This window comes from Microbacterium sp. (genome assembly GCF_026393345.1).
Classification (GTDB): domain Bacteria; phylum Actinomycetota; class Actinomycetes; order Actinomycetales; family Microbacteriaceae; genus Microbacterium.
This window is the reverse complement of record NZ_JAPLAI010000042.1, coordinates 84,057-97,365: the sequence shown is the minus strand read 5'-3', so window position 1 is coordinate 97,365 and position 13,309 is coordinate 84,057. Positions and strand designations below refer to the sequence as shown.

General features: G+C 69.4%; 13 protein-coding genes and 1 pseudogene. 2 read left to right on the top strand and 12 right to left on the bottom strand.

Annotated elements, in window-relative coordinates; all coding sequences use genetic code 11:
- The 5 genes and pseudogenes from NT132_RS07815 to dnaE all read right to left on the bottom strand — a co-directional run.
- A pseudogene (locus NT132_RS07815) lies at positions 1–532 on the bottom strand (dihydroorotate dehydrogenase (quinone)); the annotation flags it as partial.
- A 29-nt stretch (positions 533–561) separates the two neighbouring features.
- Positions 562–1,041: a transcriptional regulator NrdR gene (gene nrdR / locus NT132_RS07810; RefSeq protein WP_297787133.1), complete on the bottom strand. Its 480-nt coding sequence runs from the start codon at positions 1,039–1,041 to the stop codon at positions 562–564.
- Positions 1,042–1,053: 12 nt separating this feature from the next.
- Positions 1,054–2,355, bottom strand: coding sequence for a histidinol dehydrogenase (gene hisD, locus NT132_RS07805; RefSeq protein WP_297787131.1), 1,302 nt, complete (start codon positions 2,353–2,355; stop codon positions 1,054–1,056).
- A 43-nt stretch (positions 2,356–2,398) separates the two neighbouring features.
- Positions 2,399–3,412, bottom strand: coding sequence for a hypothetical protein (locus NT132_RS07800; RefSeq protein WP_297787129.1), 1,014 nt, complete (start codon positions 3,410–3,412; stop codon positions 2,399–2,401).
- 86 nt (positions 3,413–3,498) lie between these two features.
- Positions 3,499–7,017 carry a DNA polymerase III subunit alpha gene (gene dnaE / locus NT132_RS07795; protein ID WP_297787127.1) on the bottom strand — a complete coding sequence of 1,173 codons (3,519 nt, stop codon included), beginning with the start codon at positions 7,015–7,017 and terminating at the stop codon, positions 3,499–3,501.
- A gap of 48 nt (positions 7,018–7,065) precedes the next feature.
- On the opposite strand from dnaE, the gene NT132_RS07790 reads away from it, so the two are divergent.
- Together NT132_RS07790 and NT132_RS07785 are read left to right on the top strand one after the other, a co-directional pair.
- Positions 7,066–7,539, top strand: a complete 474-nt coding sequence (locus tag NT132_RS07790; protein WP_297787125.1) for an NUDIX domain-containing protein — start codon at positions 7,066–7,068, stop codon at positions 7,537–7,539.
- A gap of 67 nt (positions 7,540–7,606) precedes the next feature.
- On the top strand, positions 7,607–8,221 hold the full coding sequence (locus NT132_RS07785; protein WP_297787123.1) for a vitamin K epoxide reductase family protein: 615 nt from the start codon (positions 7,607–7,609) through the stop codon (positions 8,219–8,221).
- 18 nt (positions 8,222–8,239) lie between these two features.
- Here NT132_RS07785 and NT132_RS07780 read toward each other — a convergent pair whose 3' ends face one another.
- The 7 genes from NT132_RS07780 to ftsZ form a co-directional block, all read right to left on the bottom strand.
- Positions 8,240–9,160 carry an RluA family pseudouridine synthase gene (locus NT132_RS07780; RefSeq protein WP_297787121.1) on the bottom strand — a complete coding sequence of 307 codons (921 nt, stop codon included), beginning with the start codon at positions 9,158–9,160 and terminating at the stop codon, positions 8,240–8,242.
- A gap of 1 nt (position 9,161) precedes the next feature.
- The gene (lspA, locus tag NT132_RS07775) at positions 9,162–9,815 is read right to left on the bottom strand and encodes a signal peptidase II (RefSeq protein WP_297787119.1); all 654 of its coding nucleotides are present in this window, start codon (positions 9,813–9,815) and stop codon (positions 9,162–9,164) included.
- Between the two features lie 5 nt (positions 9,816–9,820).
- A complete protein-coding gene (locus tag NT132_RS07770) occupies positions 9,821–10,417 on the bottom strand; it encodes a DivIVA domain-containing protein (RefSeq protein WP_297787118.1) in 597 nt (198 codons plus the stop codon).
- A gap of 104 nt (positions 10,418–10,521) precedes the next feature.
- The gene (locus NT132_RS07765) at positions 10,522–10,824 is read right to left on the bottom strand and encodes a YggT family protein (RefSeq protein WP_297787116.1); all 303 of its coding nucleotides are present in this window, start codon (positions 10,822–10,824) and stop codon (positions 10,522–10,524) included.
- A gap of 6 nt (positions 10,825–10,830) precedes the next feature.
- Positions 10,831–11,295 carry a cell division protein SepF gene (locus tag NT132_RS07760; RefSeq protein ID WP_297787114.1) on the bottom strand — a complete coding sequence of 155 codons (465 nt, stop codon included), beginning with the start codon at positions 11,293–11,295 and terminating at the stop codon, positions 10,831–10,833.
- 31 nt (positions 11,296–11,326) lie between these two features.
- Positions 11,327–12,028: a YggS family pyridoxal phosphate-dependent enzyme gene (locus NT132_RS07755; protein WP_297787112.1), complete on the bottom strand. Its 702-nt coding sequence runs from the start codon at positions 12,026–12,028 to the stop codon at positions 11,327–11,329.
- A 28-nt stretch (positions 12,029–12,056) separates the two neighbouring features.
- Positions 12,057–13,208, bottom strand: coding sequence for a cell division protein FtsZ (ftsZ, locus tag NT132_RS07750; protein WP_297787110.1), 1,152 nt, complete (start codon positions 13,206–13,208; stop codon positions 12,057–12,059).
- Between the last annotated feature and the right edge of the window lie 101 nt (positions 13,209–13,309).

Genomic DNA, 13,309 nt, shown 5'->3' with positions numbered 1-13,309 from the left:
TGACGACGAGGTAGTCGGCCGGCGGTGCCAGCAGGGTCGCGCTGCGCACGTAGTCGATGGTTGCGTCGTCGACGTCGACCACGCGGCTCTTGCCGATGTTGACGCCGAGCACGGGCCGGTGGCGGCGGCGGCGAAGGCGCGCGAGTCGCTTCGCGGCCACCTGCGCGCCCTTGTTGTTGAAGCCCATGCGGTTGATGACCGCGCGATCCGGCACCAGGCGGAACAGGCGCGGGCGCGGGTTGCCGTCCTGCGGGACCGCCGTGACGGTGCCGACCTCGACATGCCCGAAGCCCAGGGCGTACAGCCCGGCGGCGCCGGTCACGTCCTTGTCGAACCCGGCGGCGACACCGAACGGCGAGTCGAACTCGAGTCCGAGCGCGCGGGTGCGCAGGGCCGGGTCCGGCCGGGTCACGGCACGGGCGAGCGCCGCGAACGGGGGCACACCCAGCATCCGGATGACGGCCATGGCCGCATGGTGCGCGGACTCGGGGTCCATGCGCGTGAGGACGGTGCGAAAAAGCAGCGGATACATCGTCTGCCAGGCTACCGGCCCGGCGCCCGTCACTCCGCCGCGGCGGGCTTCTCGGCGCGGTTCGCGTGATCGGCTCGAAGTTCCGCGATCGAGGACTCGAAGTCCTCGAGCGACTCGAAGGCGCGGTAGACGCTCGCGAATCGGAGGTACGCCACCTCGTCGAGCTCGCGCAGGGGTCCGAGGATCGCGAGCCCGATCTCGTTCGTGTCGATCTGCGACGAGCCGGTCTGGCGCACCGCCTCCTCGACGCTCTGCGCCAGCATGGCGAGGTCGGCCTCGGTCACCGGACGGCCCTGGCAGGCCTTCCGCACACCGGACATCACCTTCTCGCGGCTGAACGACTCGATCACGCCGGAGCGTTTGATGACGTTCAGGCTCGCGGTCTCGATGGTCGAGAAGCGGCCGCCGCACTCGGGGCACTGACGGCGGCGACGGATGCTGAGCCCGTCATCGCTGGTGCGGGAATCGATGACGCGGGAATCGGGATGGCGACAGAAAGGGCAATGCATGACAGCGACAGGTTATCCCTCGAACCGGGCTTCCACGGCCTCGCCATGCGCAGGAAGCGCTTCGGCCTCTGCCAGCGTGACGATGGCGTGGCGCACGGCGGCCAGGGCGGTGCGGTCGTATTCGATGACCTGCTGGGGCCGCAGGAAAGTCGCCGCGGAGAGGCCGGCCGCGTAACGCGCCTGTCCCCCGGTCGGCAGCACGTGGTTGCTGCCGGCGAGGTAGTCCCCGAGGCTCACCGGCGAGTCGGCGCCGACGAAGACGGCCCCGGCGTTGACGAACTCCTCCGGATGCGGGTCGGAGAGGTGGAGTTCGAGGTGCTCGGGTGCGTACGCGTTGCTGAATGCGGTCGCCTGCGCGAGATCGTCGACGAGCACGATCGCGGACTGCGGCCCGTCCAGGGCCACGGCCACCCGCTCCGCGTGCCGCGTGCGGGGCGCGCGGATCGTGATCTCGGCGGCCACCTCCTGCGCCAGCTGCTCGGATGCGGTGACGAGCACCGCCGAGGCCTGCTCGTCGTGCTCGGCCTGGCTGATGAGGTCGGCGGCGACCAGCCGCGGGTCGGCGGTGTCATCGGCGACGACGAGGATCTCGGTGGCACCGGCTTCCGCATCCGTGCCCACCAGGCCTGCGACCGCTCGCTTGGCGGCGGCGACGAAATTATTGCCCGGGCCGGTGACGACATCGACCGGGTCGAGTCCGATGCTGCCCACGCCGTACGCGAGCGCGCCGATGGCGCCGGCACCGCCCATCGCGTACACCTCGTCGATGCCGAGGAGGCGTGCCGCGGCGAGGATCACCGGGTGCACGCGGCCGTCGAACTCGCGCTGCGGCGGGGACGCGAGCGCCACGACCTCGACGCCGGCGACCTGCGCGGGCACGACGTTCATCACGACGCTCGACGGGTACACGGCCTTGCCGCCGGGGCCGTACACGCCCACGCGTCGTACCGGCTGCCAGCGTTGCGTGACGCGGGCACCGGGTCCGAGTTCGGTGACGATCGGGGCGGGCACCTGCGCGGCGGATGCGGCACGGACACGGAGGATGGCCTCCTCCAGCGCCGCGCGCACCTGCGGGGCGATGCCGGCGACAGCCTCGTCGAGGTGCTCGGCCGGGACCCGCAGCGCGTGGTGCATGACGCCGTCGAACCGTTCGGCCTGCTCGCGCAGCGCGTCCTCGCCGCGCGCGGCGACGTCGTGCACGATCTGCGCGGCGGTCGTCAGGGCGCTCTCCCGCGCGACATCGGCCCGGGGAACCGCGGCCAGCAGCTCGGCGAGAGTCAGCGATCGGCCTCGGAGATCGATGGTGCGCAGCATCCCTCCAGGGTACCGGTCACCGAGGTGGCCCCCGGCGCCGCGGTCAGCCGCGCGTGACCCCGGTGACGTCGTGCAGATAGCCGACGCGTCCGTCTTCGTGACGGACGACGAAGACCTCGCCGCGGTCCTCGATGACGAGCGCCCAGGCGGTGGGGCCGACCCGGAAGATGGGGGTGCCGGATGCGTCGAGCACGTCGCGCTCCTCCGGCGCCAGCGCCCAGAACGCCTGGGGCGCGCCACTCTGTGTCGGCTGCGCGGTGACGGGCTGCTCCTCGACCACGGTCTCGCCGGTCGTCGTCGCGGAGGCGTCGTCCACCGCATCCGGGGACTCGCCCGTCTGCGGCTCGAAGTCGAACGGCTCGAACACGGACGTCTCCGCCGTGCTGTCGTCGATCTCGGGAGCCGCCGGGGCCACGGTCTCCGCTGCGGGCGCGGCCGGCGCAGTAGGGACGGGCTCCGGACGGGCCGGGCGCGGGGGCCGGGCGGTCATCGGACGCAGGCGCCGGGCGTTCGGGTGCGCGAGGGACTCGGGACGGTGACGGAAGTCCTCGCCGAAGACCGGCAGCAGCGGCGCGAACACGGTGAAGACGACACCGGCGACCATGAGGATGAATTCGACCCAGATGAGCCAGCTGCCGCTGCTCGTGATGCCGGTGTTGACCGTGATCGAGACCTGCTGCCACACCAGCGTCAGCCAGTACACCGCCGCGACCGAGAACGCGACGGAGACGAACTGGTCGATGCCGAGCGAACCGACCCGGCGGATGCCGTCCGGCGACAGCCGCCGCAGCACGAGCAGGAACACGGCAGCGGTCGGCACGCCGATCGTGAGGATCCAGGTCAGGCCCAGGCTCCACAGCGATGCGGCACCGAAGACCGGGAGGAAGGAGAGCACGAAGGCGACGAGCCAGATGCCGCCGATCACCACCTCGCGCAGCGAGAACGGACCCACGCCGTGCTGCGGGGGCTCCCCCGCATCGGCGGGCGCATCGCTGTCGGGAGCGTCGCTCGTCGCGAACTCGTCGTCGGCGTAGACGCCGCGCGCATCGTCTGTCATGTCGGATCCTTCCGGGTGGGGGGAGACCGGGGCCTCGAAGACCATCCGATCCTAACCGCGACAGGCGGCGCCCGCCCCGCGTGTCCTCAGCCCAGGCACGAAGGCCCGAGCAGGCCCTTCAACTCGCCGTAGAGGTCGGCGGACAGGCGCACCGGATGCGGCACTTCGAAGACCTTGGCCGTGCCGGCGCGGTGCAGCTTCACCGTGACCTCGGTGTCGCCGCGATGACGCCGCAGCACGGCGGCGAGGTCGCCGACGACGGCCTCGCTCGCCCGCTGCTCCGGGATCATCAGCACGAGCGGACCGGAGTCGTCGACCGCGCCGAGATCTGGGGCGAACGCACTCTGGGCGTGCAGGTTCATGCCGTCGTCCCGCCGGGAGACCCGGCCGCGGACGGCGAGGATCGAGTCGGCGACGAGCATCGAGGCGAACTCGGTGTAGGTCTTCCCCATGAACATGACGGTGATCTCGCCGTTGAAGTCCTCCACGGTGATCATGCCGTAGGGGTTCCCGCTGGATTTGGCCACGCGATGCTGCACGCTCGTGACGAGCCCGGTGATCGTGACCTGCTCGCCGTCGGCGATGTCCTCGGAGGACAGCAGGTCGTGGATGCCGATCGAGGCATGCTTGGCGAGCGGGATTTCGAGGCCCGCCAGCGGATGGTCGGACACATACAGGCCGAGCATCTCGCGCTCGAATGCCAGCTTGTCCTTCTTCGTCCACTCCGGGCGCGGTTCGACCTTGGGCGGTGCGGTCTCCTCCGATGCCTCCCACAGGCTGTCGAAGTCGAAGGCGACGGCTCCGGTGGCCTCCTTGCGCTTGAGGTCGACGGCGGCCTCCACGGCCTCCTCGTGGATCTCGTGCAGCGCGCGGCGGGTGTCGCCGAGGGAGTCGAACGCCCCGGCCTTGATGAGCGATTCGACGGTGCGCTTGTTCGCGACGTGCGGCGGGACCTTGTCGAGGAAGTCGTGGAACGAGTCGAAGGGTGCCTTTTCGCGCGCCTGGATGATGCCGTCGACGACGTTCGAGCCGACGTTGCGCACGGCCCCCAGGCCGAAGCGGATGTCCTCCCCGACGGCGGCGAAGTAGTTGATCGACGCGCCGACGTCGGGTGGCAGCACCTTGATGCCCATGCGGCGACACTCGTTGAGGTACACCGCCATCTTGTCCTTGGAGTCGCCGACGCTCGTCAGCAGCGCCGCCATGTACTCCGCGGGGTAGTGCGCCTTGAGGTACGCGGTCCAGTACGAGACGAGCCCGTAGGCGGCGGAGTGGGCCTTGTTGAAGGCGTAGTCCGAGAACGGCAGCAAGATGTCCCACAGTGCCTTGATGGCGGGCTCGCCGAAGCCGCGCTCCACCATGCCGCCGTGGAATCCCTCGTACTGCTTGTCGAGCTCGGACTTCTTCTTCTTGCCCATGGCGCGGCGCAGGATGTCGGCCTGGCCGAGCGAGAACCCGGCCACCCGCTGGGCGATCGCCATGACCTGCTCCTGATAGATGATCAGGCCGTAGCTGGTGTCGAGGATGTCTTTCAGCGGTTCCTCGAGCTGCGGGTGGATGGGGGTGATCTCCTGCTGCTTGTTCTTGCGCAGCGCGTAGTTGATGTGGGAGTTCGCCCCCATGGGGCCGGGCCGGTACAGCGCGATGACGGCGGAGATGTCCTCGAAGTTGTCCGGGCGCATGAGCCGGAGCAGTGAACGCATCGGCCCGCCGTCGAGCTGGAACACGCCGAGTGTGTCGCCGCGGCCGAGGAGGTCGTAGGAGTCACGGTCGTCGAGCGGCAGGTCTTCGAGGACGAGCGGCTCGCCGCGGTTGGCGGCGATGTTGTCGAGCGCGTCGGAGATGATCGTGAGGTTCCGCAGCCCCAGGAAGTCCATCTTGATCAGGCCGAGGGATTCGCATGCCGGGTAGTCGAACTGCGTGACGATCTGGCCGTCCTGCTCCCGCTTCATGATCGGGATGATGTCCAGCAGCGGGTGGCTGGACATGATGACGCCGGCCGCGTGCACGCCCCATTGGCGCTTCAGATTCTCCAGGCCCAGCGCCGTGTCGAACACCGTCTTAGCGTCGGGATCGGTGTCGACCACGAGGCGGAACTCGCTCGCCTCCTTGTAGCGCGGGTGCGCCGGGTCGTACATACCCGTCAGGGGCATGTCTTTTCCCATCACGGCGGGCGGCATCGCCTTCGTGAGCTTCTCCCCCATACTGAACGGGAAGCCGAGCACGCGCCCCGCATCCTTCAGCGCCTGCTTGGCCTTGATGGTGCCGTAGGTCACGATCTGTGCGACCCGCTCGTCGCCGTACTTGTCGGTGACGTACTGGATCACCTCGCCGCGGCGACGGTCGTCGAAGTCGACGTCGAAGTCGGGCATGGAGACGCGGTCGGGGTTGAGGAACCGCTCGAAGATGAGGCCGTGCTTGAGCGGGTCGAGGTCGGTGATCTTCATCGCGTACGCGGCCATGGAACCGGCACCCGAGCCACGGCCGGGACCGACCCGGATGCCGTTGCGCTTGGCCCAGTTGATGAAGTCGGCGACCACGAGGAAGTAGCCCGGGAACCCCATCTGCACGATGACGCCGGTCTCGTACTCGGCCTGCCGGCGGACGTCGGCGGGGATGCCGTCGGGGTAGCGGTCGTTCAGGCCGTTCTCGACCTCTTTGACGAACCAGGACTCCTCGGTCTCGCCCTCCGGCACCGGGTAGCGCGGCATGTAGTTCGCGCTGGTATCGAACTCGACCTCGCACCGCTCGGCGATGAGGAGCGTGTTGTCGCACGCCTCCGGGTGATCGCGGAAGACCTGCCGCATCTCGGCGGGCGACTTGACGTAGTAGCCGTCGCCGTCGAACTTGAAGCGCTTCGGGTCGTCGAGGGTCGAGCCGGACTGCACGCACAGCAGCGCCGCATGGCTGGTGGCGTCGTGCTGGTGCGTGTAGTGGAGGTCGTTCGTTCCGACGAGCGGGATGTCGAGGTCCTTCGCAAGCCGCAGCAGGTCGGTCATGACGCGGCGCTCGATCGAGAGCCCGTGGTCCATGATCTCGGCGAAGTAGTTCTCTTTGCCGAAGATGTCCTGGAACTCGGCGGCCGCCGCGCGCGCCGCGTCGTACTGTCCGAGCCGCAGCCGGGTCTGCACCTCGCCCGAGGGGCAGCCGGTGGTCGCGATGAGCCCCGAGCTGTAGGTCTGCAGCAGCTCCCGGTCCATGCGGGGCTTGAAGTAGTAGCCCTCGAGGCTCGCCTTGGAGGAGAGCCGGAAGAGGTTGTGCATGCCCTCGGTGTTCTGGGACAGCAGTGTCATGTGGGTGTACGCGCCGGCGCCCGAGACATCGTCGTCGCTCTGCTCCGGCGAGCCCCAGCGCACCCGCGACTTGTCGGAGCGATGCGTCCCGGGGGTGACGTAGGCCTCGATGCCGATGATGGGTTTGACCCCGGCATCCTTCGCCGTCTTGTAGAACTCGTACGCCGCGAACGTGTTGCCGTGGTCGGTGACCGCGATCGCCGGCATGTCGAGCCGCGCGGCCTCCTGCACCATGGGCCCGATGCGGGCGGCTCCGTCGAGCATGGAGTACTCGCTGTGAACGTGGAGATGAACGAAGGAGTCGGCTGCCACGCATCGAGTCTACGTTCGCGTCCGACACCCGGTCCGTAGGGTGGGCGCATGGCGACGCCCGATTTCATCCTCGAACTGCGCCGGTACGTCGGCACCCGGCCCCTCTTCCTCAGCGGCGTGACCGCGGTGATCGTCCGCGGCGACGAGGTGCTGCTCGGCCGCCGCAGCGACAACGGCGCGCTGACGCCGATCACGGGCATCGTGGACCCGGGAGAGGAGCCGGCGGATGCGGCGGTGCGCGAGGCCGCGGAGGAGGCCGGGGTCGTGATCCGCGCCGATCGCCTCGCGTGGGTGCACCAGATCCCCCGGGTGACGTACGAGAACGGCGACCAGACGGACTACCTCGATCTGACGTTCCGCTGCAGCTGGATCTCCGGGGAGCCGTATCCCGCGGACGGCGAGATGACCGACGTCCGCTGGTACCCGCTCGCCGATCTGTCCGCGCTGTCCGACGAGATGCGCGCCCGGGTGGAGGCAGCCCTGACGGACGAGCCCTCCGCCCGGTTCGAGGGGGGACGCTGAGGGCGTCTCGCGAATTTTCCCGGCGCGAGGCGAAGGGATGCGGCCGGATGACGCGCACAATGACAGCGTGACCGAGCTCGCGCCAGCAGTACCCGCATCCTTCCGCGCGCCGCGTGCGCTGGCGGCGTTCTGGATCGTCGCCGCGGTCGTGGGAGGCGTGGTCGCCTTCCTCATCTACCTGGAGTACATCGGCCAGCTCACGGACAGCGATCCGCTCATCACCTGCAGCGTCAGCGCGGTCGTCACCTGCGGACCCAATCTGCTCTCCCCCGGCGGCAACCTTCTCGGTTTCTCGAATTCGATCGCGGGGATGGTGCTCTTCGCCGGCCCGCTCTACGCCGCGGCCGCCTCGCTCGCCGCGCCGGGGGGTCTGCGGCCCTGGTTCTGGCAGGTCTATGCCGCGTTCCTCGCCGGTGCCGTCGTGCTCGTGCACGTCTTCGCCTGGCGCAGCGTCTTCGAATACGGCTCGCTGTGCCCGTGGTGCATGGTCATCTGGCTCGTGACCATTCCGGTGTTCTGGTACACCGTGGCCTGGATGCTCCGCGACGGGGTCTTCGGTATCGGCCCCCGCCGCATCGGCGCCATGCTGTGGGCATGGGCACCCCTGGTGACGGTGCTCGATTACACCCTCATCGCGGTGACCGCACAGGTGCGTCTGGACGTGCTCGGGTCACTCATCTGACGACCGGAGACGCTCGGATCAGTCGGCGCGGAGCAGGTCCAGCGCGTGCTGCAGGTCCGGTGCGTACGGCGAGGTGAAGCTCACCCACTCGCCGGTCAGCGGGTGAGCGAACGAGAGTTCGTGCGCATGCAGCCACTGCCGGATGAGGCCGAGTCGCGCGGCGAGCACGGGGTCGCCGCCGTACAGCGGGTCTCCCACGCACGGATGCCGGTGGGCGGCCATGTGCACCCGGATCTGGTGGGTGCGGCCGGTCTCCAGGTGGATCTCCAGCAGCGACGCCCCGCGGAACGCCTCGAGCGTCTCGTAGTGGGTGACCGAGTCCTTGCCGGTCGGAGTGACCGCGAACTTCCACGAGTGCGAGGGATGCCGGCCGATCGGCGCGTCGATGGTTCCGGCGAGCGGGTCGGGGTGGCCCTGCACCACGGCGTGGTAGATCTTCTCCACCTCGCGCTCCTTGAACGCCCGCTTGAGCACGGTGTAGGCCCGTTCGGTCTTGGCGACGACCATGAGCCCGCTGGTCCCGACGTCCAGGCGGTGCACGACCCCCTGACGCTCCGCCGCGCCGGTCGTGGCGATCCGGTAGCCGGCGGCGGCCAGCGCGCCGAGCACGGTCGGTCCCTCCCAGCCCACCGAGGGGTGGGCGGCGACGCCGGAGGGCTTGTCCACCACGACGATGTCGTCGTCGTCGTAGACGATCCCGAGATCGGGTACCGCGATCGGGACGATCTCGGGTTCGCGTTTCGGCGCCCACGATACATCGAGCCACCCGCCGGCGCGGAGCCGGTCGGATTTGCCCATGACACGACCGTCGAGGGTCACCCCGCCGGCGTCGATGACCTCGGCGGCGAAGGTGCGGGAGAACCCCAGGAGCTTGGCCAGGGCGGAGTCCACCCGGCTGCCGTCGAGTCCGTCGGGCACCGGCAGTGCACGCGATTCCATGTCAGTCCCGGCGCGGCTCGTCGGTGACGGCACCGTCGGAACCTGAGACCTCGGAGCCGGAAACCTCGGATGCGGGGGCCTCGGTGACGGCACCCTCGGATTCCGCGGCACCGGTGGCGTCCGCATCCGCGCGCGTCTCCCGGGTGCCGTCCAGGCGCAGGCCGATGAGCACCAGGATGGCGATCGTGACCATCATGGTGACGATGAAGCAGTCCGCGACGTTGTAGATCGCGGGGTTCGTCCAGAACCACATCCACGGCGTCGAGATGAAATCGACCACATGCCCGATCGCGAACCCGGGCTCGCGGAACAGGCGGTCGGTGAGGTTACCGAGCACACCTCCCAGCAGCAGCCCGAGCACGATCGCCCAGGCGCGGGAGCGGACCCGGCGCACCAGCACCACGATCACGACGGCGACGGCCGCGAGCGCCAGGGTGAACACCCACGTGACACCGGCGCCGAACGAGAACGCGGCGCCGGAGTTGCGGATCAGGTAGAGGCCGAAGAAGTCACCCAGCACCGGGACCAGGGTCTCGGAGGGGAGGAAGGTGATCGCGAGGTACTTCGTGAACTGGTCGACGGCCAGCACCGCCACCGCGAGAACCGCGATGAGGGTGCCGGCCGTCGCGAGGCGAAGCGGGCGCCGGGCCGACAACGGCCCTACAGGCCAATCGCCGACACGGGCGTGCTGCCCGAGGGGCTGGAGCTGCTGTCGAGTTCGCGGAGCTTGCCTTCGATGAGGTCACGCAGCTGCGAGCGGTAGTCGCGCTCGAACTGACGGAGCTCGGTGATCCGGCCTTCGAGGACCGCGCGCTCCTTCTCGAGGCGGGCGATCTCGTCGCGACCCTTGGCCTCAGCCTCGGCGACGATGGACGCGGCCTGAGCCTTGGCGTCGGAGATGAGCTGGTCGCGCTGGGCCTTGCCCTCGGCGACGTGCTCGTCGTGCAGGCGCTGGGCGAGCTCGATGATGCCGGCGGTGGCACTCGTGCCGTCCGTCGCGGCGGCGGGAGCGGGGGCGGGCGTCTCGACGACGACCTCCTCGACCGTCTCCTCGACGACGGGGGCCGCGGCGGCCGGGGTCTCGCCGGACTCGAGGGCGGCGAGCTTGGCCTTCAGCTCCTCGTTCTCGGCGATGGTCTTGCGCCACTCGACGACGATCTCATCGAGGAAGTCGTCGACCTCATCGGGGTCGAAACCCTCCTTGAACCGGACGTGCTGGAACTGCTTGGTGACGACGTCATCCGGAGTCAATGCCATGGTGTTCCTCTCGGGGGCGTGGCGGCGTGTGCCAGGGGGACGGTGCCCGCAGTACGGGCCGCTTCACGACAGCATAGCCGCGCCGCGGCGAGGCTGTCGAAGGGTCAGAGCGCCGAGAGCGCGCGCGTCACCGACAGCAGCATGAAGCACAACAACAGGGTCAGAGCGAACGCGAAGTCGATGGCGACCGGCCCGACGCGCAACGGAGGGATGACGCGCCGGAACAGTTTGATGGGCGGATCGGTGACGGTGTAGACGAGCTCCGCCGCGACCAGCCCGGCACCGCGCGGGCGCCATTCCCGGTTGAAGATGGGGATGTAATCCAGGATCAGACGAATCAGCAGCACGATCACGTAGATGAGCAGCAGGACGTTCGCGACCGAGGCGATGACGTGGACGACCTCCACGGCGGACTACTGCTGCGGGAAGCCCGCGGCTTCCGGGTCCGCCTGGGCGACGGCGCCATCGCCGGACACGGCGACGTTCTCGGGCGAGAGCAGGAACACCTTGCTGGTGACGCGCTCGATACGTCCGTACAGACCCAGCGACAGGCCGCTCGCGAAGTCGATCAGGCGGCGCGCGTCGGCGTCGCTCATCTGCGAGAGGTTGATGATCACCGGGATGCCCTCGCGGAAGTTCTCCGCGATCACCTGGGCGTCGCGGTACTGCTTCGGGTGCACCGTGAGGATCTCGCTGACAGTGCCGACGGTGGGCTGACGCACCACGGCCGGACGGTGGAGAGGCGTGACGGGAGCGGCCGGCTTCTCGAGCTGCTCGCTCTTCCGGGTGGCACGCGCGGGCGCGGGCTGCTCCTCGTAGGTCTCCTCCTCGTCGGCGAGGCCAAGGTAGACCATGGTCTTCTTCAGGGGGTTCGACATCGCATCCTCCGTTTGCTCGTCTGTTGAGAGGCTATCCGTGCTGGGGTCTGGGACCGGTGATTGCCGACCCGATCCGCAGGTGTGTCGCGCCGGCCGCGATGGCTTCGGCGAAGTCGCCGGTCATGCCGGCGGAGATCCAGGTGGCGTCGGGCGCCACGGTGCGAAGACGCGCGGCGTACTCGTGCAGTCGGGCGAACGCCGGCGCCGGGTCCTCGTCGAGCGGCGCAACCGCCATGAGTCCCCGCAGGCGCAGCGTGCCGCATCCGCCGATGATGTGCTCGGCTAGGCGTTCGATCTCGTCGGGCGCCGCGCCACCGCGCCCGGGATCATCCGTGAGGTTCACCTGGATCAGCACCTCGAGCGGCGTCAGCGGGCCAGCGCCGTCGAGCCCGGCACGCTCGAACGCGTCCGCCAGCCGCGCACGGTCTACCGAATGGACGACGGATGCGGCCTGCCGCACCGCGCGGGCCTTGTTGGTCTGCGCCTGACCGATGAAATGCCAGCGGAGCGCGGGGATCTCGCGGAGCTCGTCCACCTTCGCCGACAATTCCTGCTGCCGGTTCTCCCCCACGTCGGTCACGCCGAGCGCCGCGAGGTGCTCAACGAGACTCGCCGGGTGGAACTTGGTCACCACGATCCGGGTGATCTCCGCGCGGTCGCGACGCGACGCCCGCGCCGCCAGGGCGATGCGGGCGTCGATGTCGGCCAGGCGGGCCGCCAACTCGTCGGTCACGAAGACGCTTTCCGGGGGTGGAACGGGCTCACTTCAGGAAGTCGGGGATGTCCAGGTCGTCGTCGCCGAACGCGGAGTCATACGACGCCGGTTCGGAGATGCCGGCGGGCACGGGCACCTGGGGCTTCGCCTCGGCGACCGGCTCCGCGGCCGTCTCGGTGGTCTCGACGGGCGCTGCCAGCGGCGGCACGACGGGACGGGACGCCAGCACCGGCTCGATGCGCGGGGAGGGCTCGCCGCTGTCGAATCCGGCCGCGATGACGGTCACCCGCACCTCGTCGCCGAGAGTGTCGTCGATGACGGTACCGAAGATGATGTTGGCCTCCGGGTGGGCGGCCTCCTTCACCAGCTGCGCGGCGTCGTTGATCTCGAAGATGCCGAGGTTCGATCCGCCCTGGATCGACAGCAGCACGCCGTGCGCGCCCTCGATCGATGCTTCCAGCAGCGGCGACTCGACCGCGAGCTCGGCGGCCTTGATGGCACGGTCGGCGCCGCGGGCGGAACCGATGCCCATGAGCGCCGACCCCGCACCCTGCATGACCGACTTCACGTCGGCGAAGTCGAGGTTGATGAGTCCGGGGGTGGTGATGAGGTCGGTGATGCCCTGCACACCGGCGAGGAGCACCTGGTCGGCCGTGGCGAACGCCTCGATCATCGAGATGCCGCGGTCGCTGATCTCCAGCAGCCGGTCGTTCGGCACGACGATGAGGGTGTCGACCTCTTCCTTGAGCTTGACGACGCCCGCCTCGGCCTGACTCTGACGGCGGCGACCCTCGAAGGAGAAGGGCTTGGTGACCACACCGATGGTGAGCGCGCCGATCGACTTCGCGATGCGGGCGACCACGGGGGCGCCACCGGTGCCGGTGCCACCGCCCTCACCGGCGGTGACGAAGACCATGTCGGCCCCGGCCAGCGCCTCTTCGATCTCCTCCGCGTGGTCCTCGGCCGCGCGGCGCCCGACCTCGGGGTCGGCGCCGGCGCCGAGCCCGCGGGTCAGCTCCCGACCGACGTCGAGTTTGACATCGGCGTCGCTCATCAAGAGGGCCTGGGCGTCAGTGTTCACCGCGATGAACTCCACACCCCGCAGGCCCAGCTCGATCATGCGGTTGACGGCGTTGACGCCGCCACCGCCCACGCCGACGACCTTGATCACCGCGAGGTAGTTCTGGTTCTGGCTCATGCCGGCCTCCATCTCGTCCCGAACCGCTTCATCACCCGGTCTCAACATTCACCCTTAAGTGGAAGGTTAAAGTGTTGCCCGGTATGCAATTCCTTGATTGA